Here is a 21,670-nt window from a genome sequence, read left to right as displayed (position 1 = left end):
CCTGAGCATTGAACGGTAGGCAGCTTACTTTCGATATTCGATCGGCAGCGCAAAATGGCTGAAACCTGTTGCAACGAGGGCCGATCGGGGTCCACATAGTGAAATTACAGTGTTATCCGACAGGCCATTACATTGTTATCGCCGGGGCTGACACCGTTATACGTCCGCGCACCTCGCAGCGGACTCCAAGAATAACAATGTCATCGGTTCGAATAACAATGTAATTCGAACCGATGACATTGTTATCCAAGTACGGTGTCGGCCATGAACTCTGGTGAATTCGCCCTCGACCCGGCCGCCGAGCCCATCGAGAACACCGATTGGCTGCGCGAGTTCGTCGACCGCTACATCGCCGGTTGGAACACCGGCGACGGCGAGGCGGTGGCGGCCTGCGTCACCGAGGACACCCGCTGGCTGGACCCGTCCGAAGGCGAGCTGATCATCGGCCGCGCCGGGGTCGCGAAGTTCGTCCACGACACCAAGCGGGCATTCCCAGATGTCAATTACACGACCGTCTTCGAGCCGGTCGTCACCGCGGACGCGCTGGCGGCGATCGTGCCGTGGCGGATGACGGGCACCCACCTCGGCATGATCGATCCGCCCGGATTCGCAGGCACCAACAAGAAATTCGACCTGTTCGTGGTCGACATCTGGCAGTTCCGCTCCGGACTCATCTGGCGCAGCAAGGCCACCTGGGATCTGAACGAACTGCTGCTGCAACTCGAATTGCTGCCCAAGCGCAACGGTTTCGCCGAGCGAGCCATGGCCCGCGCCCAGCGCCTCGCGGTCAAACTCCGTGGCTGATCACGTGTGCGGGCCGGTCAGCGCGGTGACCTGCGCGAGGGCACGCGCCACCGACCGCTCGATCGTCGCGCGTTCGGCACCCATACCGATCAGAATATTGACGATCGAGGGCAACAGCACCTCCGATACGCCTTGATCGCCATACAGGCCGGCCATATCCAACTGGACGAACCCGTACAACCCGGTCCAGAACTGCGCAGCGGCCGAGCGCTCGTTCGCGCTGTGCAACAGATTCGCCTCCAGCGCCCGCCGGGTCGCGCGCACCACGAAATCGAAGCTCTCCGCGAAGTTCTCGAAGTCGGAATCGCTGCCATCGGCCAGCACATTGCCGCGGTGCACCTTCACCTCGGCCTTCGGCGACTCGGTGGCGAACATCAGCCGGAACAGTTCGGGTTTGCGCACCGCCTCATCCCGAAAGATGAAGCCGAGCACCAGGATTTCGGCGATCGGATCGTCGCTGACCTCGCATTCGGCCAGCCGCGCGACCAATTGTGCGAAACCTTCCGAGCCGACCGCCTGGATCAAGCCCGGCATACCGCTGAAGTTGGAGTAGATCGCCATGGTCGAGACCCCGCATATCCGCGCCACGCGACGCACGGTCAACGAGGCGAGTCCTTCCGTCGAGATGAGTTGAACTGTGGCCGCTATCAGGCGATCGCGCATCGAGCCGGTTAGTGCGGGCTCCAACGCAGTTGCAGTGTCGATCATGCCGCCGCGACGCCCAACTCCTCGGCGGTGATCTCTTCCAATGGCTTGCGCCGGGTTTCGACGATGAACCCGACGGCCACCACCGCCGCGATCGCGATCGGCGCCGCGCTGATCAGTGCGGTCACGGTGATCGACGGCGTGGCCACGGCGAGCACCACCAGCGCGATGACCAGCACACCGCCCGCCTTGGTCATGGCCGCCGCGACCCCGCTGCCGCGGGACCTGATCCGGGTCGGGTAGACCTCCGCGCCATAGGCGACGATGACCGCGACCACCGAGCTGGAACCCCAGATCGGCACCACGAGAAGGGCATACAGCAGCGTGGTGTTGTCGGCGACATGGTCACCGAGGATTACGAAACCGCCGAGCGCGACGGCGAGCAGCGTGCTGAGCGTGATCAGCGTCCATTTGGTCGAACGGTGATAGCAGTAGGCGACCAGGAAGTTCAGCGGGAAACCGATCAGCGCGGAGTCACGCAGGATCTTGTCGGCGGTGACGCCGGTGAATCCGAGGCTGCGCAGATTCGTCGGCAGCCACAGCTGGAAGCCGTAGGTGACCAGTCCGACCCCGAGTCCCAAAAGCGCCAGCACGATGGTCATTCCGGCGAAGGGACGGCGCAGCAGCTGACCGAACCCGCCCTGCAGATCATCCTCGGCAGCGGCTTGCGGCTGCTCGACCTCGATGACCTCGGCATTGTATGTGCGCAGCACCTCTTCGGCCTCGCGGTGCCTGCCGATGGCCATCAGGAACCGCGGCGACTCCGGAATCCAGCGGACCAGCAGCACCAGCAGCAGTCCGGTGGGCAAGCCGATCAGCCACATGCTGCGCCAGCCGTAGGTCTCGCCGATCGTCGAGGACAGCCAGCTGGTGATGACGTAGGCCCCCGCGATATCGCCGCCGACCAGCACCAGCAGCCAACCGCGGTGGCGCGCCGGGATGGTCTCCGAGAGCAGCGTGAAGGCGATCGGCAGCATCCCGCCCGCACTCAGGCCCATGATGAAGCACATCGCGACATTCAGCTCGAAGCTCGGCATCGCGCCGCAGATCGCGGTTCCCACGAAGAAGATTCCGGCCAGCAGGATCGCCGCCTTGCGGCCGATGCGATCACCGAGCCAACCCCACAGGAACGACCCCAGCACCGTGCCGGTGATACCGGACAGCGGCAGCAGCGCCACCGGTAGCGCATCCAGATGCGGGCTCGCCGGGGTGCGCAGGTGGTATTCCGCACCGACACCCGGAACGACGAAGGCCAGGGTCGTCGGCTTCATCACGTCGATGGTGATCGCGGCGGCCATGATCAGCAGCAGCACCACGTGCACGCGATTGATCGGCGCGTCGTCGAGGGCCCGCACCCGCAGTCCGGCCACCGTGTCGTGCACCGCGCGCTGCGGGAACAGGCCGTACGTGGTGACGCCCAAGCCGATCACGATCAGGATCATCCCGGTGATCATGGCGCCGTCCATGGGCATGCCCGCCAACCGATATCCCATGTCGCGGGCCATGAGATACATCGGAAGGTGCAGGCCGGTGCCGAGCACCGTCAACACCAGACCGAACCAGAAAGCTCCCGTACGCCGACGGTTGACCGGACCCTCCGATCGAGGTGCGATATCGACGGCATTCACATGCATCACCGGACCCTCATCAGCCCCCATACACCAGTTACCGATCGGTATTACACACGAGTTCCGTGCCGGTGTGGGCTTTTTAATCTGTTCGGTATCAACAAGTTCGGGGCGCGGCGGACTTACCTATGAGAATGGTTACGACCACGAGCGGCTGGGTAACCTGCTGCGCCGATATCGTATGCCGATTCCCACTGGTGGGAATATGGTCGATGTTGTCTATTATTCGACGCGCAAGTGCCTGATGGATTCGCCACCCTTCGTGTGATGCAGGCGGCCGAAGCGACTGTCGAGGAGGTTGGCCATGGCGTCGGCGGCACCGGTATAGGCCTCTTCGACCGTAGCCGCGCGGTGCGTTACGGCGACCGGAGGCTGACCGGATATCCGGGCCTCCAGTACGCACTGCTTATCGTCCGGACCGCCTTTATCGGCGTTCAGATCGGTCAGATGAACTTCGAGTCGGGTGAGCTGCTCACCGAAGCGGTCGAGTGTCGAGGAGAGCGTCGATTCCACGCGCTCGGCCAGCGATGCGCCGCCGTGGATATTGCTGCCGGTGTTGACCTGAATCTGCACGAGCGTCTCCAATCCGATAGGTGTCTGCCCACGGTTACCGACTCGCGGAACGCGAATTCAGCAATCCGTCGGCAATGCCGACACTACCCGCACGGATGTGTGCTCGGCAGATTCCCAGGTTCAGACCGGCTGTGCCGCGATCGGCGGCGTCACTTGCTGCGCATCGGGAACGACAGTGCCGCGCAACGAGGTTCCCGCGGTCTCGCGCAGGAACGACCAGGCGACGAGTCCGATCAGGCTGGCGCCCACCATATACGCGGCCGGGAACAGCGACCAGCCGGTCGATTCGATCGCGGCCTCGTTGACCAGCGGTGCGGTGCCGCCGAATGCGGCGGTGGAGATGTTGTAGCCGAGGGCGAACCCCGCATAGCGCACATGCGTCGGGAAGATCGCCGGGAAGGTCGAGCTGATCGTCGCCAACTGGGGGACATACAGCAGGCCGAGCACGATGAATCCGGTTATGGCCCAACCGGTTCCCTGCCCCATCAGCCAGTACATGGGCAGCGCGAGTATCGCGAGTCCGACCAGCGAGACCAGCCAGAGCGGCCGGCGGCCCACCCGGTCGGACAACCTGCCGAAGAACGGCAGCACGATCATCATCACCAACTGCCCGATCAGCATCATCGCGGTGGTGGTCGATTCGCCGACGCCGATGGTGTTCTGCAGGTAGGTCGGCTGATAGGTGAGCAGGGTGTAGTTCACCACGTTCAGGGCGACCACCAGGCCGATCAGCGTCAAGGTTTCGCGGCGGTATGTGGTCAGTACCTCCCACACGCCGCCCGGCGGGTGCGGTTGATCGGCCACCTCGGTGAACACGGGCGACTCGTTCAGATGCGAGCGCAGGTACCAGCCGATCAGGCCGAGCGGCACCGCGAACAGGAACGGCACGCGCCACCCCCAGTCGTGCATCGCATCCGAACCGAAGACGAGCTGACACAGCAGCACGACCGCCGAGCCGCCGACGAACCCGCCGAGGGTTCCGAATTCCAGGAAGCTGCCGAGGAATCCGCGCTTGCGGTCGTTGGCGCATTCGGCCAGATATGTTGCGGCACCGCCGTATTCGCCGCCGGTCGAGAAGCCTTGCACGACGCGCAGGGCAATGAGCAGAACCGGTGCGAACCAACCGATCTGGGCATGGGTCGGGATCAAGCCGATACATCCGGTAGCAGCGGCCATCAACAGAATTGTGGTGGCCAGCACCACTTTTCGGCCGAGTCGGTCGCCGAGCGGTCCCCAGACCATGCCGCCGAGCGGGCGCAGTAGGAAGGAGATGGCGAAGCCGAGCATGGTGCCGAGGGTGCCGAGTTCGCCCGGGAAGAATGCGTCGGTGAGGTAGGTAGCGGTCGCGGCGTAGACGCCGTAGTCGAACCATTCGGTGGCATTGCCCATCGCGGAGGCGGCGACCGATCGGCGTAGCGTTTTCTTCTCCGATTCGCGATCCGTCACCTGCGCCTCCTCACCAGCCCAAGTCACGGGCCTCGATTCGTTCGACCGGCCCGATCCGGTATTTCCGAGTGCAGGCACGGAATTAACCGGTACCCAGGTTCCAAACTGGGCAAACAAGCGGCGGGTCCGCCGGGCCGGTGACGGGACCGCCGCCACCTGCGAGATCTCAGACAAATGTGAGCATGGTCACACTTGCATTTTTGGACGACGAATGCTGTTCGTAATCAGCCGTCGCCGGAGGCCGATGCTGGGCGCGATCGCCGCCCGAAACGAGCCCACCGCTGATGCCGCGAACACAGCCACGGACAGCCATGCGAACCAGTCGCCGAATCGCGCGTAGACCGTCTTATCCGAGTCCAGCGGGATCGTGGCGAGCACCGATCGGGTCACCGTGACGTCGGTCCGCGCCGCCGCCAGGATATGGCCGCGGGAATCACTGGCCACGAGTTCGCCGAGTTGAGGTGCGCGCGCGATGCCGACACCGGATTCGATGCCGCGCATGACGGCCATACGGCTGTGCAACCAGTGATCGTCGGTGAAATCCAGAGCCGGGACCAGCAGTAATGTTGCCCCGCGATTCCGGTTCTCGCGCACCAGATCCGGACCATCGAGGTCGAAACACACTGCCAGCGCCCAAGGTTCGCCCGGAATGCGCTGCCATGCGGTACCCGGCTCGAGGTCGTCCTCCAGACCCGGGATCAGGCGGTGCTTGGCATATTCGACGCCCGACGGGTAGGCGATGGCGGCGTTGACACCGGTTCCGGCGGTGGTTTTCACGAGTCCCGCGACGACATGGATACCGCGCCGCGTGGCGACCTCGGTGAGCGGACCGGATAGTGTTGACAACGTCGATTCATCTGCGGTCCAAGCTTTTTCGGGAAGCACCACCACTCGCGCGCCCTGATCTGCGAGCCGATCGATCTCGCTCACCACACGCGCGACCATATCGCGACCGTCCACCGAGTTCACCGGAATGTATTCCGGCGGTTGGGAAACCGCGAGCAGCCCGACGCGCACGGTATCCCGGTCCGGTGCAACGGCCAAGCGCCACCAGCCGAATGCACCGACTGCAACAAGTAGCAGGGCCGTCGCGCTTGCGAAGCGCAGTCGTTGCGCGCCAGTGACTTCGGGTGCAGTAAGTGCCGCCACGGTCGCGGGTACCAGCATGATGAGGAACGTGATTCCCCACGGACCGGTCAGTGCCGCTGTCTGCATCAGTGGTAGCAGCTCGAACTGGGTGTAAGCGATGCTCCACCAGGCACCGAACTGTCCGGCGAGCGATACCAGGAATTCGAATGTGACCCAGCCAGTTGGCAGCGCGAGCACCGCCAGACCCGCACGGCCACGCAGCGACAATGCACGCGTCATCACCACTAACCCGCCGAATACAGCGGCGGTTCCGCCCAGCAGCAGCACCGTGACGAGTACAGGTTGCTCGATCGTGTCGATGAAGTACGGCCAATACCGCAATCCGCTCCCACCCCAGGCCAGGAATCCCGCAAAGAAGGCCGCGGCCGCACCTACCCGCGGAGCTACCAGCAGCACCGGCAGTGGCGCGAGAAAAACCGAGCCGGGCAACGGATGTAGGCCGGTGCCGAGGTACCACAGCAGTGCCGACACCACGATGGCTGCCAGGACCGAGTAACGCTTCATCGAGAGCTCCACATTCGATCGGATGCTCTCCGATATTTCCGGCCCACCCCCTCCCCCACATCGCCCAAACGAGCGAACCCCACCTCGCTCCTGCGGAGGGGCCGAAAACTCGCTCCGGAGACGGCCGTTTCGATGGACGCTGCCGCGTACTCGGCTGCACCACATGCAATCTGACGTCGGAGGGAGGGGCCCAATGCTGATCGATCGAAACCCATGAGACGATCGGCGAACGGCACGAAGAGTACTGACGACAGCGGCGGTTCAGTCGCGGCCGGGGACTGTCAGGCCGGATTCGTAGGCGAAGACGACGGCTTGGGCGCGGTCGCGGAGGGCCAGTTTGGTGAGGACGGAGCTGATGTGGGATTTCACGGTGTGTTCGCTGAGGACGAGGGTGGCGGCTAGTTCGGCGTTGGAGAGGCCGCGGGCCAGGTGGCGCAGGATTTCGCGTTCGCGGTCGGTGAGGGTTTCGAGTTGGCGGGTGAGGTCGGGGCGGGGGTGGCCGCGGTGGGCCAGGTCGGCGATGAGTCGGCGGGTGACGGTTGGGGCGAGGAGTGCGTCGCCTGCTGCGATTACGCGTACGGCTTCGACCAGTTGTTCGCGGCGTAGGTCTTTCAGCAGGAATCCGCTGGCGCCGGCGCGCAGGGCAGCGTAGACGTATTCGTCCAGGTGGAACATGGTCAGTACCAACACTTTTGCGCTGGTCTCGGCGCAGATTCGGGCGGTTGCGGCAACGCCGTCCATGCGCGGCATTCGCACGTCCATGACCACGACGTCCGGCTGTAGTTCGAGAGCCTGCTCGACGGCCTCGAGTCCATCGGCGGCCTCACCGATCACGGTGATATCGGGCTGGGTGTCCAGGATCAGCCGGAAGCCGGCACGGAACAGGTCCTGGTCGTCGACGACGAGCACGCGCATGCTCAATTCCCCTGTGCGATAGGAAGTTCGGCGGTTACTTCGAAGCCACCGGTAAGACTTGCCGAACGCCCATACTGCAACCGCCCGCCTGCGCTGGTGACGCGCTCTCGCATCCCGACCAAACCATGCCCCAGGGCAGAGCCGATGCCACCACAGTCGACCACACCTGCCGGACCATCATCGGACACCCGCACCATCAGCCGATCCTCGAACCACCGCAACGACACTCGCACATCGGTGGCTCCCGCATGCTTCATCGTATTCGTCAACGCTTCCTGCACCACCCGATACGCCGTGACTCCGATATCACCGGAAACCACACGGCGCGCACCGAATTCGTCGAACGACACGACCAGCCCACTGCGCCGCGACATCGCCACCAGATCGGGAATCGCCTCGATCCCGGGCTGGTGCGGCGGATCATCGGTGCCGCGCAAAGCACCGAGACTGCACCGAAGCTGTTGCACCGCTTCGCGACCCGTATCGGCGATGCCCGCGAAGGTGGCATCGGCGCGATCCGGGTCCGTGTGGGTCAGCAGCGGCCCGGTCTCGGCCTGGACGATCATCAGCCCGACCGAATGGCCGACGATATCGTGCATATCCCGCGCGATGCGCAGCCGCTCCCGATCAATCGCCGCACCCCGCTCCTCCTCGAGCCGCCGCGCCCGCTCCTCCAACATCTCGATCTGCAGCCGCCGCGCCCGCTCCTCCAACATCTCGATCTGCAGCCGCCGCGCCCGCACACCGGTACCGAGCGCCCACGCCGTGACGAACGACATGGCCGCATAACCATAGGAATCCGGACTCTCGTTCGGAATGACCAGCGAGATCAGGATCCCGACACTCACGCTGATCAGCGCGAACCGCCGCGGCCGATTCGGACTGTAGGCCGCGATCGTGTACACGCAGATGATCGTCCCGTACGGCAATGCGGGCATGGCATGCAAACAGGCCAGCACGGTGATCGCGGGCCCGACCACGAGCAATACCAGAATCGGCGCGCGCCGCCGCCACAGCACCGGCGCGGACGCGAGCACACAGCAGCCGACCACCCACCACGGCGCACGCATCACGATCGCGGGCCCGACGCTGGCCACCGTGACCGCGACGGCGAGCACGATATCGACCGCACCTGACGGCAACGCGCGCAGCCGCTTCGACGACCAGGACACGGTCCGAGCAAGCACACCGGGAGAACTCATAACGAATCCAGTTTCTCCCGCACCCGAACCGACCGGCCTCCCCCGCACGAATGACCCGCCACTCATCCTCGCGAGCGAGGCATTCACTGCCCAGGTTTGCGATCTCACGGCGCGAGCATGGTCGCGACGCTGCTCGTGACTTCCTTCGCCAGCGCGGCATTCACCGGCGCGTGGTGGCTGAGCAGCCGGTACCACATGGCACCGAAGACAAAATCGACGATGAGATCCAGCGGGACGGCCGGGGTCAGTTTTCCGGCGTCGACACCGCACTGGAGCAGCGCGCGCAGTGTCGCTCGTCGCGGGCCGATCACAGTGTCCTGCAATCGTTCGGACAGGGCTGGATCGCGCTGCGCGTCCGCCATCAGACCGACCAGCGCCTGACCCGTCACTTTCTGCGCGAGGTCGAAAGTAGCCGTCAGCAGGCGCTCGACGGCGACGAGCACATCCACCGATTCGTCCGAAACCCGCAGTGCCGCATGCTCTTCGGCCAAACCAATCAGCGCCTCGATCAGAATCGAGGCCTTATCCGGCCACCAGCGGTAGACCGTCTGCCGCCCGACGCCCGCCCCGTCCGCGATGGCCTTGATGGTCAGGTCTTGGTAGCCGTCCCGCTCGCAGAGTTCCAGCGCCGTGTGCAGGATCGCGCGCCTGGCGTCCTCGCTGCGGGGTCGACCGCGGGTTCCTGTCATGCGGGTCACTTTACAAGACACTGTGCCTCGAATATATTAACGAGGCACGGTGGTTCGAAAACCATCGTGGTTCGAACCTCAGGAGGATCTTGTGAACAACAAAGTCGTCATCGTTGGCGGAACCTCTGGCATCGGCCTGGCGACCGCTCGCCGACTCGCCGCGAACGGCGCGGAGGTCGTCATCGCCGGACGCAACGAAGAACGACTCGCCGCCGCACTGGCCGAGCTCGGCCCGCAGGTCACCGGCAAGGTCGCGGATGCGCGCGCCGAAAATGAACTGGCACAATTATTTTCGGAGGTCGGGCCAGTCGACCATGTGGTGGTGACGGTAACCGGGCCGTCCGGCACCACCCCATTCCGCGAACTCGGCCTCGACCATCTGCAGGCCCACGTCTCCGGCAAACTACTGCCGCACGTCGCCACCATTCAGGCGGCGCTGCCGCATCTCGCACAGGACGGGTCGATCACGCTGGTCTCCGCCGCATCCGCGGGCGGCGCCATGCCGACAACCGCCGCACTGGCCGCCGTCAATGCCGGTGTCGAAGCCATCGTTCCCGTGCTCGCGGTCGAACTCGCACCCGTACGTGTGAACGCCGTATCCCCTGGTGTGATCGACACCGAATGGTGGAGCTTCCTCCCCGAGGACGCCCGCGACGAGGTGTTCGCCGGAATCGCGGCCCAGACCCCGGTCGGCCGGATCGGCACCGCCGACGATATCGCCAAGGCCATCGAATTCCTCACCGACAACACCTTCACCACCGGCGTGGTGGTACGCGTGGACGGCGGCGCTCGCCTCGGCTCCCCCAAGTAACCCACCTCACCCGGCTTTTTGTCACAAGCGGTGACGAAAAGCCGGGTGTGGCGGATCAGTACGCTATGAACAGAATTTCGTCCCGGGAATAGTCGTGACCCGGGTGGTTCGCGGCCAGATGCGCCTTGGTCTTCTCGACCAGGTCGTCCTCATCCGTCCCGACGATCTGTTCGCCGCAGGGGCAGTTCAGATTTCGCTTCATCAGCGGTCCTTCCTTCTCCACCGTCAGTCTAGGCACGCGCCCCATGCCCAGGCCGGTGCATACCCCCATTCAGGTCCCACGCCAGGTTCTGCCATCGCATTCGATACAGCCAGCAGGGCCGGGATTTCAGGCGGGCGAACACGCGCCGCCGGGCAGGGCAGAACTGGCGGGCTTCCGCGCGCTCCGCAACGCGTTGCGGAGCTAGCCGACGCCACGCAGCACAACGCCAGCCAGTTGCTGCAAGCCCTGTCGTGTCATTCGGCCGAGACGGACACGCCTGATTCGTCCGCCGCTCCGCGTCGATCGGCAGCGGCATAGACCGACCAAACGGCCCGGCGCGGCATGGACACAATCCGGCATTCCCGAACTCGGCATCGCGCTCGAAAAAGCGCAGAATAGGAGCCGGAGGTCATGATGCAATTGCTAAAGGGCCTGCTCGGCGTGGTGTTGGGGCTCGTGACAGCCGTGCTCGGCACGGTCGTCGGGATCCTCGCGGCCGTGGTCTGGCTCGTCGGCGCGGTGCTATGCGTGACGCTGATCCTCATTCCGCTGGGGCTCCCTGTCATGCGGCTCGGCCGCCGCCTGTTCACCCTCGCCGGTCAGCTGATGCACACTCCCTGAAGACCGTCCTGGGCTCTTCGACGTCGGGACGCGCCGTCGACTTCCCGCGTGCCACGACGGGCATCGGCGTGCCATCGAGGCACTACGGCCGCAGCGACATTCTCCGACTCACCATGCCGCAACACCACACCCGCACCCGATCAGCCATCGTCGAGTGATTCACCATTGACTTGGACGCACCAGCCCGGTGATCGGTTCCATCACACGCCAACTGCTACCTATTCGGCGTCCTCAGCGGACTGCTTTGCCCAACCTTGGCTGGTGATGGCGTAGAAGATGGCTACGAGCAGGTAGAGGATCAGGGCGGCTACTGGCCAGAAGAGGCCGATGGCTATGCAGATGGCGTAGATGAGGATGCCGGGGTAGGCGCGGGTGGTTTCGCGGCGGGCGAAGGCGGCGTCGTAGCCGGGTTCGAAGAGTTCGGGGTGATGGACCAAGCGCCACCACAGCGGAGCCCAGGGGATGGTCATCATGACGCCCGCGATGCCGTAGACGGCGGCGGCCGCGGCGGCGTCGCGTTGTTCGCCGTGCACCACATATTCGGCGAGAAGGCCGGTGGGGAAAGGCAATACGGAGACGCCGAGTAGGAGCATCAGGTTCCACCAGCGGATCACGTGGTCGAGGTGGCGGAGGCGGCCGAAGAAGCTGTGGTGGTTCATCCAGATGATGCCGATGGTCAGGAATGAAGCCAGATATGCCACATACGACGGCCAGATGTGGCCGAGCGCTTCGAGCAGGTGCCCCGGTTCGTGCTCGGGTACCCGAATCTCCAGGATCAGCAGGGTGATTGCGATGGCCATTACCCCATCGCTGAATGCCTCCACCCGGGCCGTACCCGATAGTTGCGCGCTCGGGAGCTGCCCGTTCTCGACCATGCGTGCAGAGTAACGCCGTGGCGTTACCCGAGCACTCGCTATCGCTGTAGGCGTAGCGCCGCACTGATGCGGCGCTACGCGTGCTCAGCTTCCTTGATCCGGCTGGGGGTACGAACCGGGTGCGCTGCCGTCGCTGCGGCTGAACACCGGGCGGAAATCGGAACCGCCGGTGTCGGTTTGGACGGACTGTTCGGTTGTCAGGGCGTCGTGACTGAACAGCCCGGGCGATCGCCCATCTTCCGTACTCATCTCACGAGCCTCCTCTGATCGGCGATGTATGGCGAATCCTGGCTTGCCGCTCAGCGGTCCGCCCGAATCAACCGTACCTTTACAACGGTGTGACGTATGCGCCGGAGATGCCACCGTCCACCAGGAACTGCGATGCGGTGATGAACGAGGAGTCGTCACTGGCCAGAAATGCGACGGCCGCGGCGATTTCCTCCGGCTCGGCGAAGCGTCCGACGGGGATGTGCACCAGACGGCGCGCGGCGCGTTCGGGGTCCTTCGCGAACAGCTCCTGCAGCAGCGGCGTGTTCACCGGTCCGGGACACAGCGCGTTGACCCGAATACCGTTGCGCGCGAACTGCACTCCGAGTTCACGACTCATCGCGAGCACACCGCCCTTGGATGCGGTGTAGGAAATCTGCGAGGTCGCCGCACCCATGACCGCGACGAAGGACGCGGTATTGATCACCGAGCCCTTGCCCCGGTCCAGCATGTGGTTGATGGCGTATTTGCTGCACAGATACACCGAGGTCAGGTTGACCTCCTGCACCCGACGCCAGGCGTCGATGCCGGTGGTCAGAATCGAATCGTCTTCCGGCGGTGAGATTCCGGCATTGTTGAAGGCGATATCGAGTCCGCCGTAGGTGTCGACGGCGGTCTGGAACATGGCCTCGACCTGGGCCTCGTCGGTGACGTCCACCTTCACGAACACCCCGCCCACTTCGCCGGCCGCGGCCTCTCCCGCGGCGGCATCGATATCGGCGACGACGACCTTGGCACCCTCCGCCGCGAACCGGCGAACGGTGGCCAGGCCGATACCGCTCCCACCGCCGGTGACGACGGCGACTCGATCCTGTAAGCGCTGCAACACATCTCCTTAATTAAGTAGCGATGAAGACGTTCTTGGTCTCGGTAAAGGCAAGTGCCGCATCGGGTCCGAGTTCACGCCCGAGCCCGGATTGTTTGAATCCGCCGAACGGGGTCCAATACCGCACCGAGGAATGCGAATTCACCGACAGATTCCCGGCTTCCACACCGCGAGACACCCGCAGCGCACGACCCACATCATTGGTCCAGATGGAGCCGGACAGACCGTATTCGGTGTCATTGGCAATGCGAACGGCATCGGCCTCGTCCTCGAACGGAACCACCGCGACCACCGGCCCGAACACCTCTTCGGTGAGCACCCGATCCGATGGCGCGTCGGGCAGCACAACCGTTGGCGGATACCAGAATCCGGGTCCGTCGGGCTGCGTACCGGTGAATGCCACCTTGGTCGACGGCTCGACGAACGAGGCCACCCGAGCACGATGCGCGGCCGAAATCAGCGGCCCCATTTCGGTGGTCTCCGCCGAAGGATCGCCCACCCGAACCCCGCGGACCGCCGGTTCCAGCAATTCCAGGAACCGGTCGAATACACTGCGCTGCACCAGAATTCGCGAGCGCGCACAGCAATCCTGTCCGGCATTGTCGAAAACACCGTAGGGCGCGGTCGCCGCCGCACGCTCCAGATCGGCATCGGCGAAAACGATATTCGCGCTTTTACCGCCCAATTCGAGCGTCACCCGCTTCACCTGGCGCGCACATCCTGCCATGATCTCCTTGCCCACCTCGGTGGACCCGGTGAATACCACCTTTCGCACGGCGGGATGGGTCACGAACCGCTGCCCCACCACTGAACCCTTGCCGGGCAGTACCTGGAAAACCCCTTCCGGCACACCGGCTTCGAGCGCGAGCTCACCCAATCGGATCGCGGTGAGCGGCGTGAGCTCGGCAGGTTTGAGCACCACCGTATTCCCGGCGGCCAGTGCGGGCCCGAATCCCCACGCCGCGATCGGCATCGGGAAGTTCCACGGCACGATCACCCCGACCACGCCGAGCGGCTCATGGAAGGTGATGTCGACCCCGCCCGCGACCGGAATCTGGTTGCCCAGCAGACGTTCCGGAATACCGGCGGCGAAATGCAGCACATCGCGGACATTGCCCGCCTCCCAGCGCGCATTGCCGATGGTGTGCCCGGCATTGGCGACCTCGAGCTGGGCGAGCTGCTCGAGATTCGCGTCGACGGCCTCGGCGAATCGACGCAGCAGCCGAGCCCGATCCCCCGGCGCGACCGCGCGCCAATCAGCCCCGGCCCGCTGCGCCCGTTCGATGGCCGCATCGGTCTCGGCCGCGCTCACCAGTTCGAGTGTCGTGACGACCTGCTCGGTCGCCGGGTTGACCACCTGCGTTGTCGTCACGAATTCCGTTCCTTTCGATAGATGGCCGCCGCCTGGACCAGTGCTCGCATCAATCGCGTATCGGTCGCGTCCGCCTCCGGATGCCACTGCACACCCACCAGGAACGGACCGTCCGGCGCCTCCGCCGCTTCGATCGTGCCGTCCGGCGCGTGTGCGGTCGCGACCAGGCCATCGGCCAGGATGGCGACGGCCTGGTGATGGTGGCAATTCACCTTCACCTCCGGTCCGGCGACCGTGGCGACCAGGCTGTCCGGCACGGTCGTGACCCGGTTCGGGTGGAAGCCGCCCGGCGTGCCGGAGTGGTCGTCGTGGCCGAGCAGATCCGGCAGATGCTGGAGCAGGGTGCCGCCGAACGCGACATTGACCAGTTGCAGACCGCGACAGATCGCGAGGATCGGCAAACCGGCAGCGCGCGCCAGGGCCAACAGTTCGAACTCCGAATCGTCGCGGTCGGCGCGAAGTGGGCCGAGGGCCGCATCCGGCGGCGCGCCGTAGCGCGCCGGATCGATATCGGCGCCGCCGGTCAGCACCAGCCCGTCGAGTCGATCCACCAGTTCCGCGCGCGCCACGCCGGTGGGCGGCAGCAGCACCGGTATGCCGCCCGCGCGCTCCACCAACTGCAGGTAGTTGTGCGGCAGCACCGCACTCGGCACATCCCAGGCGCCGAATCGGGCCTGTTCCAGGTAGGTAGGCAGGCCGATGACCGGACGGATCTGCTCAGAGCCGCTCGAAACCACGGATTCGCTCCCAATCGGTGACGGCGGCGTCGAAGGCGTCCAGCTCGACCTGTGCCGCATTCCGATAATGGTCCACCACGTCGTCGCCGAACGCTGTCCGTGCCACCTTGCTCTCGCCGAACAATTGCGCCGCTTCCCGCAGCGTACGCGGCACCCGCGGGCGCTGGGACCGGTAGGCATTGCCGTGGAACTCCGGCTCGAGCGGGAGCGCGTGCTCGATGCCGTGCAATCCGGCGGCTATGGTCGCGGCGACGGCCAGATACGGATTCACATCGCCGCCCGGGATCCGGTTCTCCATGCGCAGGGACAGATCCTCGCCCACCACGCGCAGCGAACATGTCCGGTTGTCGCGTCCCCAGGCCAATGCGGTCGGGGCGAAACTCCCTGGCACGAATCGCTTGTAGGAGTTGATATTCGGCGCGAGCAGATAGGTGAACTCGCGCAGGCAATCCAGTTGTCCGGCGAGGAAATGCCGCATGAGTGCGGAGGTGCCGTGCGGGCCGTCACCCGCGAATACCGCCGCACCCGATTCGGCACGCAGACTTATATGAATATGACACGAATTGCCTTCGCGCTCATTGTATTTCGCCATGAAGCTGAGACTGCGCCCCTCCTGGGCGGCGATCTCCTTGGCGCCGTTCTTGTAGATGCTGTGGTTGTCGCAGGTGACCAGCGCCTCGTCATAGCGGAATGCGATTTCGTGCTGACCCGGATTGCATTCACCCTTGGCCGATTCGACATACAGTCCCGCACCGGCCATTTCATTGCGAATGCGACGCAGCAGTGGCTCGATGCGTGCGGTCCCGAGCATCGAATAGTCGACGTTGTACTGGTTGGCGGGCCGCAGATCGCGATAGCCGGAATTCCACGCGTCTTCGTAGCTGTCGTCGAAGACCAGGAACTCGAGTTCGGTCCCGACGTAGGCGTGCAGACCACGTTCGGCGAGCCGTGCCAATTGCGCTCGCAATATCTGCCGCGGCGAAACCGTGACCGGCTGACGCGCCGGTTCCACGTGCTCGACATCACACAGCACAAGCGCGGTTCCCGGCTGCCACGGCACCAGCCGCAGGGTACTCAGATCCGGCCGCAGGACGAAGTCGCCGTAGCCGGTTTCCCAGGACGAGATGGCGTATCCGTCGACCGTCGTCATATCGACATCCACCGCGAGCAGATAATTGCACGCCTCGGTCGCGTGCCCGACCACCTCGTCCAGGAAAAACCTTGCCGCACAACGCTTTCCCTGTAAACGGCCCTGCATATCGGTCATTGCCACCAGCACCGTGTCGATCTCGCCCGCCTCGACGAGCGCCTGCAACTGCACTAACTCCAGCATCCCGGTACGCATCGATAACCCCTCTCGGCAGCAACCTTGCCAACGCTAGAGCAAACGGGACGAACGCGTGACCCGACACACAAAACCCAATGGTCGGTTGGTGTTGAATGGCCTGGTGGACGACCCGACCTTCGATCCGTCGCACCATCCGGTGCCGACGCCACCACTGCGGCGCGCGCTGCTGCTCGGGTCGGCGCAAACGGGTTGGCGGTGGCCGGTGGCCGCGCGGTCCGCGCTCGCATTCGGGTTGCCCGCGCTGATCGTGCTCGCGGCGGGTCATCAGCCGCAGGCGTTGATCGTCGCACTGGGTGCGTTCGCTGTGCTCTACGGCGAGGCACGCGCCTACCGAATACGTTGGCGGATAGTGCTGATCGCGGGGGCGGGCTTTCTCACGGCGGCGGCGCTCGGTGCCGTGATCGGCGATCTATGGCACGCGACGGCCGGAATCATCGGTGTGGCGGCACTTTCCGTTGTCGCGCTGATCGCGAGCTATGTCATGGTCGCGACGCGGGCCGGACCGCCGGGCATGTTCTTCTTCGTGCTGGTGTGCGCGGTGGCGACGCGGATGGCCGCCGCCGGTATTTCGGTACCGGTCATCGTGGGATATACCGCGCTCGGCGTGCTGAGTTCGGTGCTGATCTCGATGAGTCCGATGCTGCGCGATGCGCGTGCGCCGGAAAACGCCGCGGCGGCGGCGGCCTTGCGTGCCGTCGATACCTATGTCGAATCCCGGAAGAACGGGCAACCTTCGGCCGCCCAGCGACACGCGGCGGGCGCGGCGCTGCATTCGGCGTGGGCCACGGTTCATGATGCGGGTCTGCCTGCCCGCGAACCGGATTCGGAGATCGTCCGGACGCTGCTGGCCGCACATCGCCAATTCATCGGGATAGCGGACTCCGCATCGGACGTGCTCGACGCGCCGGTGCCGATGACCCGCCCGACTGTCGGTCAGCGACTGCGGCGGTCACTGACGATCCGCTCGCATGCGGCGACCACGGCGCTGCGCACGCTGGCCGCCGCCGTGATCGCGGGTGGCCTGAGCGTGCTGTTGGACCTCGGCCGACCGGACTGGGCCGTGATCACTGCCGTCCTGGTGCTGAACCTGGGGCCGGATCGCATTGTCGGCACCGTGCGCGCATTGCATCGCGTCGGGGGCACGGTCGTCGGACTGATCGTGTTCGCGGCGCTGCACGCACTCGCGCCGTCGGGCGTCGCCCTCGTGCTCGTGCTCATGGCGCTGATGTTCCTGACGGATCTGTTCGTAGTGCGGAATTACGGGATCGCCGTCGTCTTCATTACGCCGTTGGCGCTGCTGATCGGTGGCGCGCTGGTTGGGCCGATCCTGGTTCCCATCCGCGATCGGCTGATCGAGACGCTGGTCGGTGCGCTCGTCGCGGTTGCGGCAATGTGGGTGATCGCGCCCCGTGCGCACCGGCATGACCTGCGGTGGAACGAATCCAGGGTGCTGCGGGTGGCCGCGGACCTGGTCGAGATCCTGCGCACGAAGCCACCAGCCGATCCGGCCGCCATGCGTTTGCGTCGCGATTTGCAGTTCGAACTCGTCGGCAATCACCTCAGCGGAGTCGCCGCATATCACGACGAACCGGCGTGGACGTATGCACAATGGCCTCGGCATGCGGAAATCGGTCGAATCGGATACGACCTGCTCGCGCAATGTTGGCTGACACCGGCCAGGAAATTGCTCACCGACCCCGACGCCCTGGCCCGACAGATCGCCCGGATGGACGCATCGCACTGAACCGATCGACATGTAGTGATCGAGCCGAAAGTGCGTGTTGTCCAACCACATATCGACATTCCATGCAGCGGCGCAATCGCCGAAATCCGGTTTCGGCGCCGGTTGCCATCAGATGGAACGACCTACCCCTATCCACCCCTATCGACAGTCATGCGCGACGGCTACAACTACGGCGCAGCATCATTGGGCCGAATTCGGCACGCGCACGCTGATCTGCGCGATCAATCGAGCGCGCGCGGCCACCAGGTGCGTTCGCACACATCGGGCAACTCGCCGAAGCCACCCCGAGAGCGGATTTCGGCCATGGCATCGATGGCAAGGTGATCGCACATGAAGACGATCCTGATTACGGGGGCCACCTCGGGCATCGGTCTCGAAGCCGCGCAACAGCTCGCCGCGGGGGGCGATCGGCTGGTGTTGGTCGGCCGGAATCCGCAGAAGCTCGCCGACAGTGCGGAATTGGTGCTGGCGGCGGGGGCGGGCGCGGTCGATACGCTGGAATGCGATATCGCATCGCAGTCGTCGGTGCGCCAACTCGCCAAGGCGGTCGAAGCCGGCTACGACCGCATCGACGTACTTGCCAATAATGCGGGCGGCTATCACCAGACGCGCACCGAAACCGAGGACGGTATCGAGGCGACTTTCGCGACCAACCATCTCGGCGGATTCCTGCTCACCGAACTGCTCATCGATCTGCTGGTGCAGAGCGCCCCCGCGCGCATTCTGTTCACCTCTTCGGTGATGCATTACGGTGCGACCCTCGATTTCGACGATCTCGGGTTCGGTGAAGGATATTCGGGCGAAAAGGCGTACAGCCGATCCAAATTGGCCAATGTGCTCTATGCCCGCGCACTGGCCGATCGGCTGGCGGGCACCGGCGTGACGGTCAATGCCTTCCATCCCGGCGCGGTCTCGACCGGCATCTGGAATTCGCTGCCATGGTTCGGGCAACCGATCGTCGCGCTGAGCAAACGCCTGTTCTTCATCACCGCGGCCGAGGGCGCCGCCGCGCTCACCTTCCTCGCGACGGATCCGAGCGTCGCCGAGGTGACCGGTGCCTACTTCCGCAAGACCCGCGAGCGCGAACCGTCGCGGCTGGCCCGCGACGATGCGCGAGCCCGCCAATTGTGCGAAGTAAGCGCGAGTTTGGTCGGACTGCCCGAATAGGGCGTCCACGACGACAGCGCCGTCGAACTCCTGGCAACACAGGGAAGAAATGCGACACAGAAAGCAGGGGTAATGCTGCGCACACGTTTCGAGTCCATCGGCTCGTACACACCATCCACCGTCCGTTCCACCGAGGAGATCATCGCCGGACTGGCGGTACCGAGATCCCTTGACCTGGAACGGATTACCGGTATCAAGAATCGGCGCGTCTACAACTCCAGCGACGAGGGCTACGAATCCTCCTTCGATCTGGCCCTGCGCGCCATCGAGGACTGCCTGGCGCACTCCGATTACACCCCCGACGAGATCGACGCGGTCGTCTCCGCCTCCATCACCCGCACTCGCGGGAAGGAAATCTTCTGCTACGCACCGTCTTTCGCGCTCATGCTGGGCAAGGAGATCGGCACGACGAAGGCCCGCCATTTCGATGTCTCGAATGCCTGTGCGGGCATGATGACCGGGGTGCTGGTGCTGGATCGCATGATCAAGGCAGGTGTGGTCCGCAATGGGCTGGTGGTCAGCGGCGAACAGATCACGCCGATCGCCGAGACCGCGGCGCGCGAGATCAACAAGCCCTACGACCCGCAGTTCGCCGCACTGACCGTCGGCGATGCGGCGGTCGCGGTAATGCTCGACGATCGCGGTGACGATGACGACGAAATCCACTACGTCGAACTGATGACCTCCGCCGACGGCGCCGAACACTGCATCGGCATGCCGAGCGACCAGGCCCCCGGAATCGCGCTGTACACCGATAACCGCGCGATGCAGAACGAGGGCCGCTATCTGCAGGCCATCAACCGCATGTCCAGCTTCCTCGAGGAGACCGGGCGTACCTGGGAGAGCGAGAAGTTCGACTACTGGATCCACCACCAGTTCAGCGCGCCTGCCATCGAGTACATCTCGCACCTCACCGAGCGGCACTTCGGCACCCCGATGCCCCAAGCCCTGAATGTGCTGCACGACTTCGGCAATACCGCGTCGACCTCGCATTTCGTGGTCCTGCACGAATACCTCGCACAGCAGAAGATCCCCAAGGGGTCCAAGGTGCTGATGATTCCGGAGGCATCCGGCATCGTCTCCGGACACCTCGCCGCCACCATCTCCCGTCTGGAGGCCTGAGCCATGCCGACCACCATCCTCGCGGCCGCCATCAATGCCGATCTCGATACCGGCAGCTATTTCGATCTAGCGACGCGCGCGGCCACCTCCTGCCTCGAGCAGGCGGGCATTGCCCCGGAGCAGGTCGGAATGCTGATCAATGCCGGGGTCTTCCGCGATCAGAACATCTCCGAACCCGCGGTATCGGCGCTGATCCAGAAGCGTGTCGGCATCGGCCTGGAATATGCCCCCGGCCGGGTGCCCGCATTCTCCTTCGACCTGATGAACGGCGGGACCGGACTACTACACGCGATCGCGACCGCCGAATGCTTCCTGGTCGGCGGCGATATGTCGTATGCGCTGCTGGTCGCCGGTGATACGCACCCGTCGACCGAGCGTCATGTCGACGGCTTCCCCTACAGCACCAGCGCGGCGGCGATCCTGCTCGGAACATCCGGCACCGCAGGCGGATTCGGTGGGCTGCACACCACCGATACCACCGGGCCCGCCGATCCGACCGCGTGGGTCGCGATGGGCGAGGCCGGCGCGAACGGCCGCTCGGCCATGAGCACCCGGGCCGGTGCCGCGGATCTGGTCGAATTGGCCGCGGTGGCCGTGCGCGACTGCCTGACCGCCGAAGGACTGGACGTCGCCGATTTCGCCGAGGGCCGCGCGGTGCTGCTGGCACCTACCTGGACCCTTGCCTTCCGTGCCCGCCTGGCGGCGGCGCTCGGATGCACGCCGGAATCGGTCGTCGGCGTCGATCCCTCGGTAGACAATCCGTACTCCGCGGCCCCGGTGCATGCGTACGTGAGCGCGCGCGACAGCGGTGCTCTCGACGCGGCACGCACTGTGCTTTTCCTGGCCGCCGACGACACCTCGGCCGCATGTCTGGCCTACCACCAGCACGCATTCGCGCACGCCGGGAGTCAATGACACGAAAGGCATTGAAACACCTCATATCAGGTAGGTGTGATCAGTTGT

At 64.9% G+C, this 21,670-nt stretch carries 22 protein-coding genes; 7 read left to right on the top strand and 15 right to left on the bottom strand.

Going from position 1 to position 21,670, the window contains the following annotated elements; translation table 11 throughout:
- The first annotated feature begins 264 nt into the window (after positions 1 to 264).
- Positions 265 to 804 (top strand): ester cyclase, encoded by a 540-nt coding sequence (locus tag ACZ60G_RS13390; RefSeq protein ID WP_465810150.1) that lies wholly within the window; start codon positions 265 to 267, stop codon positions 802 to 804.
- Here the strand turns inward: ACZ60G_RS13390 and ACZ60G_RS13385 are convergent, their stop codons facing one another.
- The 8 genes from ACZ60G_RS13385 to ACZ60G_RS13350 form a co-directional block, all read right to left on the bottom strand.
- Positions 805 to 1,512, bottom strand: a complete 708-nt coding sequence (locus ACZ60G_RS13385) for a TetR/AcrR family transcriptional regulator (protein WP_465810148.1) — start codon at positions 1,510 to 1,512, stop codon at positions 805 to 807.
- Entirely contained in the window at positions 1,509 to 3,143 is a 1,635-nt protein-coding gene (locus ACZ60G_RS13380) for an MFS transporter (RefSeq protein ID WP_465810556.1), read from the bottom strand. The genes ACZ60G_RS13385 and ACZ60G_RS13380 overlap by 4 nt, the downstream gene beginning before the upstream one ends.
- A gap of 216 nt (positions 3,144 to 3,359) precedes the next feature.
- A complete protein-coding gene (locus ACZ60G_RS13375; protein ID WP_327101367.1) occupies positions 3,360 to 3,710 on the bottom strand; it encodes an HPF/RaiA family ribosome-associated protein in 351 nt (116 codons plus the stop codon).
- A 120-nt stretch (positions 3,711 to 3,830) separates the two neighbouring features.
- On the bottom strand, positions 3,831 to 5,099 hold the full coding sequence (locus ACZ60G_RS13370; RefSeq protein WP_465810554.1) for an MFS transporter: 1,269 nt from the start codon (positions 5,097 to 5,099) through the stop codon (positions 3,831 to 3,833).
- A gap of 243 nt (positions 5,100 to 5,342) precedes the next feature.
- The gene (locus tag ACZ60G_RS13365) at positions 5,343 to 6,809 is read right to left on the bottom strand and encodes a nitrilase-related carbon-nitrogen hydrolase (RefSeq protein WP_465810145.1); all 1,467 of its coding nucleotides are present in this window, start codon (positions 6,807 to 6,809) and stop codon (positions 5,343 to 5,345) included.
- A 261-nt stretch (positions 6,810 to 7,070) separates the two neighbouring features.
- Positions 7,071 to 7,730, bottom strand: coding sequence for a response regulator (locus tag ACZ60G_RS13360; RefSeq protein WP_465810143.1), 660 nt, complete (start codon positions 7,728 to 7,730; stop codon positions 7,071 to 7,073).
- A complete protein-coding gene (locus tag ACZ60G_RS13355) occupies positions 7,727 to 8,926 on the bottom strand; it encodes a sensor histidine kinase (RefSeq protein WP_465810141.1) in 1,200 nt (399 codons plus the stop codon). The genes ACZ60G_RS13360 and ACZ60G_RS13355 overlap by 4 nt, the downstream gene beginning before the upstream one ends.
- Positions 8,927 to 9,030: 104 nt before the next feature.
- Complete coding sequence (locus ACZ60G_RS13350; protein WP_465810139.1) at positions 9,031 to 9,615, bottom strand: TetR/AcrR family transcriptional regulator; 585 nt, start codon at positions 9,613 to 9,615, stop codon at positions 9,031 to 9,033.
- A gap of 91 nt (positions 9,616 to 9,706) precedes the next feature.
- Between ACZ60G_RS13350 and ACZ60G_RS13345 the strand changes: the two genes are divergently transcribed.
- Positions 9,707 to 10,426 carry an SDR family oxidoreductase gene (locus tag ACZ60G_RS13345; protein ID WP_465810137.1) on the top strand — a complete coding sequence of 240 codons (720 nt, stop codon included), beginning with the start codon at positions 9,707 to 9,709 and terminating at the stop codon, positions 10,424 to 10,426.
- Between the two features lie 55 nt (positions 10,427 to 10,481).
- On the opposite strand, the gene ACZ60G_RS13340 is transcribed toward ACZ60G_RS13345, so the two are convergent.
- Complete coding sequence (locus ACZ60G_RS13340; RefSeq protein WP_063813334.1) at positions 10,482 to 10,628, bottom strand: DUF1059 domain-containing protein; 147 nt, start codon at positions 10,626 to 10,628, stop codon at positions 10,482 to 10,484.
- 414 nt (positions 10,629 to 11,042) lie between these two features.
- Here ACZ60G_RS13340 and ACZ60G_RS13335 point away from each other — a divergent pair, with 414 nt between their 5' ends.
- Positions 11,043 to 11,249 carry a hypothetical protein gene (locus ACZ60G_RS13335; RefSeq protein ID WP_063046497.1) on the top strand — a complete coding sequence of 69 codons (207 nt, stop codon included), beginning with the start codon at positions 11,043 to 11,045 and terminating at the stop codon, positions 11,247 to 11,249.
- A gap of 218 nt (positions 11,250 to 11,467) precedes the next feature.
- Here the strand turns inward: ACZ60G_RS13335 and ACZ60G_RS13330 are convergent, their stop codons facing one another.
- The 6 genes from ACZ60G_RS13330 to ACZ60G_RS13305 all read right to left on the bottom strand — a co-directional run bounded on the left by ACZ60G_RS13330 (position 11,468) and on the right by ACZ60G_RS13305 (position 16,671).
- Positions 11,468 to 12,124, bottom strand: coding sequence for a TMEM175 family protein (locus ACZ60G_RS13330; protein ID WP_465810135.1), 657 nt, complete (start codon positions 12,122 to 12,124; stop codon positions 11,468 to 11,470).
- An 84-nt stretch (positions 12,125 to 12,208) separates the two neighbouring features.
- Positions 12,209 to 12,373 carry a hypothetical protein gene (locus ACZ60G_RS13325; protein WP_465810133.1) on the bottom strand — a complete coding sequence of 55 codons (165 nt, stop codon included), beginning with the start codon at positions 12,371 to 12,373 and terminating at the stop codon, positions 12,209 to 12,211.
- A gap of 79 nt (positions 12,374 to 12,452) precedes the next feature.
- Positions 12,453 to 13,220 carry a 3-oxoacyl-ACP reductase gene (locus ACZ60G_RS13320; protein ID WP_433601863.1) on the bottom strand — a complete coding sequence of 256 codons (768 nt, stop codon included), beginning with the start codon at positions 13,218 to 13,220 and terminating at the stop codon, positions 12,453 to 12,455.
- Positions 13,221 to 13,230: 10 nt separating this feature from the next.
- Positions 13,231 to 14,589 carry an aldehyde dehydrogenase family protein gene (locus ACZ60G_RS13315; protein WP_465810131.1) on the bottom strand — a complete coding sequence of 453 codons (1,359 nt, stop codon included), beginning with the start codon at positions 14,587 to 14,589 and terminating at the stop codon, positions 13,231 to 13,233.
- Positions 14,586 to 15,326 (bottom strand): gamma-glutamyl-gamma-aminobutyrate hydrolase family protein, encoded by a 741-nt coding sequence (locus ACZ60G_RS13310; RefSeq protein WP_465810129.1) that lies wholly within the window; start codon positions 15,324 to 15,326, stop codon positions 14,586 to 14,588. The genes ACZ60G_RS13315 and ACZ60G_RS13310 overlap by 4 nt, the downstream gene beginning before the upstream one ends.
- Positions 15,307 to 16,671, bottom strand: coding sequence for a glutamine synthetase family protein (locus ACZ60G_RS13305; protein WP_465810127.1), 1,365 nt, complete (start codon positions 16,669 to 16,671; stop codon positions 15,307 to 15,309). The genes ACZ60G_RS13310 and ACZ60G_RS13305 overlap by 20 nt, the downstream gene beginning before the upstream one ends.
- Before the next feature lie 103 nt (positions 16,672 to 16,774).
- On the opposite strand from ACZ60G_RS13305, the gene ACZ60G_RS13300 reads away from it, so the two are divergent.
- From ACZ60G_RS13300 to ACZ60G_RS13285, 4 genes are all read left to right on the top strand, one after another.
- Positions 16,775 to 18,418, top strand: a complete 1,644-nt coding sequence (locus ACZ60G_RS13300; protein WP_465810125.1) for an FUSC family protein — start codon at positions 16,775 to 16,777, stop codon at positions 18,416 to 18,418.
- Positions 18,419 to 18,748: 330 nt separating this feature from the next.
- Entirely contained in the window at positions 18,749 to 19,585 is an 837-nt protein-coding gene (locus ACZ60G_RS13295) for an SDR family oxidoreductase (RefSeq protein ID WP_465810123.1), read from the top strand.
- A gap of 72 nt (positions 19,586 to 19,657) precedes the next feature.
- Positions 19,658 to 20,707, top strand: a complete 1,050-nt coding sequence (locus ACZ60G_RS13290) for a 3-oxoacyl-ACP synthase III family protein (protein WP_465810121.1) — start codon at positions 19,658 to 19,660, stop codon at positions 20,705 to 20,707.
- Between the two features lie 3 nt (positions 20,708 to 20,710).
- On the top strand, positions 20,711 to 21,622 hold the full coding sequence (locus ACZ60G_RS13285; protein ID WP_465810119.1) for a beta-ketoacyl-[acyl-carrier-protein] synthase family protein: 912 nt from the start codon (positions 20,711 to 20,713) through the stop codon (positions 21,620 to 21,622).
- Positions 21,623 to 21,670: the final 48 nt, after the last annotated feature.

The organism is Nocardia sp. NPDC102475 (genome assembly GCF_055584605.1).
The sequence above is the reverse complement of the archived record's forward strand: the minus strand, read 5'-3'. Positions and strand labels throughout refer to the sequence as shown.

Bases quoted from the DNA above. Each gene is read 5' to 3' on its own strand.
- ACZ60G_RS13390 (WP_465810150.1), top strand. From the start codon at position 265: ATGAACTCTGGTGAATTCGCCCTCGACCCGGCCGCCGAGCCCATCGAG.
- ACZ60G_RS13385 (WP_465810148.1), bottom strand. From the start codon at position 1,512: ATGATCGACACTGCAACTGCGTTGGAGCCCGCACTAACCGGCTCGATG.
- ACZ60G_RS13380 (WP_465810556.1), bottom strand. From the start codon at position 3,143: ATGCATGTGAATGCCGTCGATATCGCACCTCGATCGGAGGGTCCGGTC.
- ACZ60G_RS13370 (WP_465810554.1), bottom strand. From the start codon at position 5,099: ATGGGCAATGCCACCGAATGGTTCGACTACGGCGTCTACGCCGCGACC.
- ACZ60G_RS13365 (WP_465810145.1), bottom strand. From the start codon at position 6,809: ATGAAGCGTTACTCGGTCCTGGCAGCCATCGTGGTGTCGGCACTGCTG.
- ACZ60G_RS13355 (WP_465810141.1), bottom strand. From the start codon at position 8,926: ATGAGTTCTCCCGGTGTGCTTGCTCGGACCGTGTCCTGGTCGTCGAAG.
- ACZ60G_RS13350 (WP_465810139.1), bottom strand. From the start codon at position 9,615: ATGACAGGAACCCGCGGTCGACCCCGCAGCGAGGACGCCAGGCGCGCG.
- ACZ60G_RS13340 (WP_063813334.1), bottom strand. From the start codon at position 10,628: ATGAAGCGAAATCTGAACTGCCCCTGCGGCGAACAGATCGTCGGGACG.
- ACZ60G_RS13335 (WP_063046497.1), top strand. From the start codon at position 11,043: ATGCAATTGCTAAAGGGCCTGCTCGGCGTGGTGTTGGGGCTCGTGACA.
- ACZ60G_RS13330 (WP_465810135.1), bottom strand. From the start codon at position 12,124: ATGGTCGAGAACGGGCAGCTCCCGAGCGCGCAACTATCGGGTACGGCC.
- ACZ60G_RS13325 (WP_465810133.1), bottom strand. From the start codon at position 12,373: ATGAGTACGGAAGATGGGCGATCGCCCGGGCTGTTCAGTCACGACGCC.
- ACZ60G_RS13305 (WP_465810127.1), bottom strand. From the start codon at position 16,671: ATGCGTACCGGGATGCTGGAGTTAGTGCAGTTGCAGGCGCTCGTCGAG.
- ACZ60G_RS13295 (WP_465810123.1), top strand. From the start codon at position 18,749: ATGAAGACGATCCTGATTACGGGGGCCACCTCGGGCATCGGTCTCGAA.
- ACZ60G_RS13290 (WP_465810121.1), top strand. From the start codon at position 19,658: ATGCTGCGCACACGTTTCGAGTCCATCGGCTCGTACACACCATCCACC.
- ACZ60G_RS13285 (WP_465810119.1), top strand. From the start codon at position 20,711: ATGCCGACCACCATCCTCGCGGCCGCCATCAATGCCGATCTCGATACC.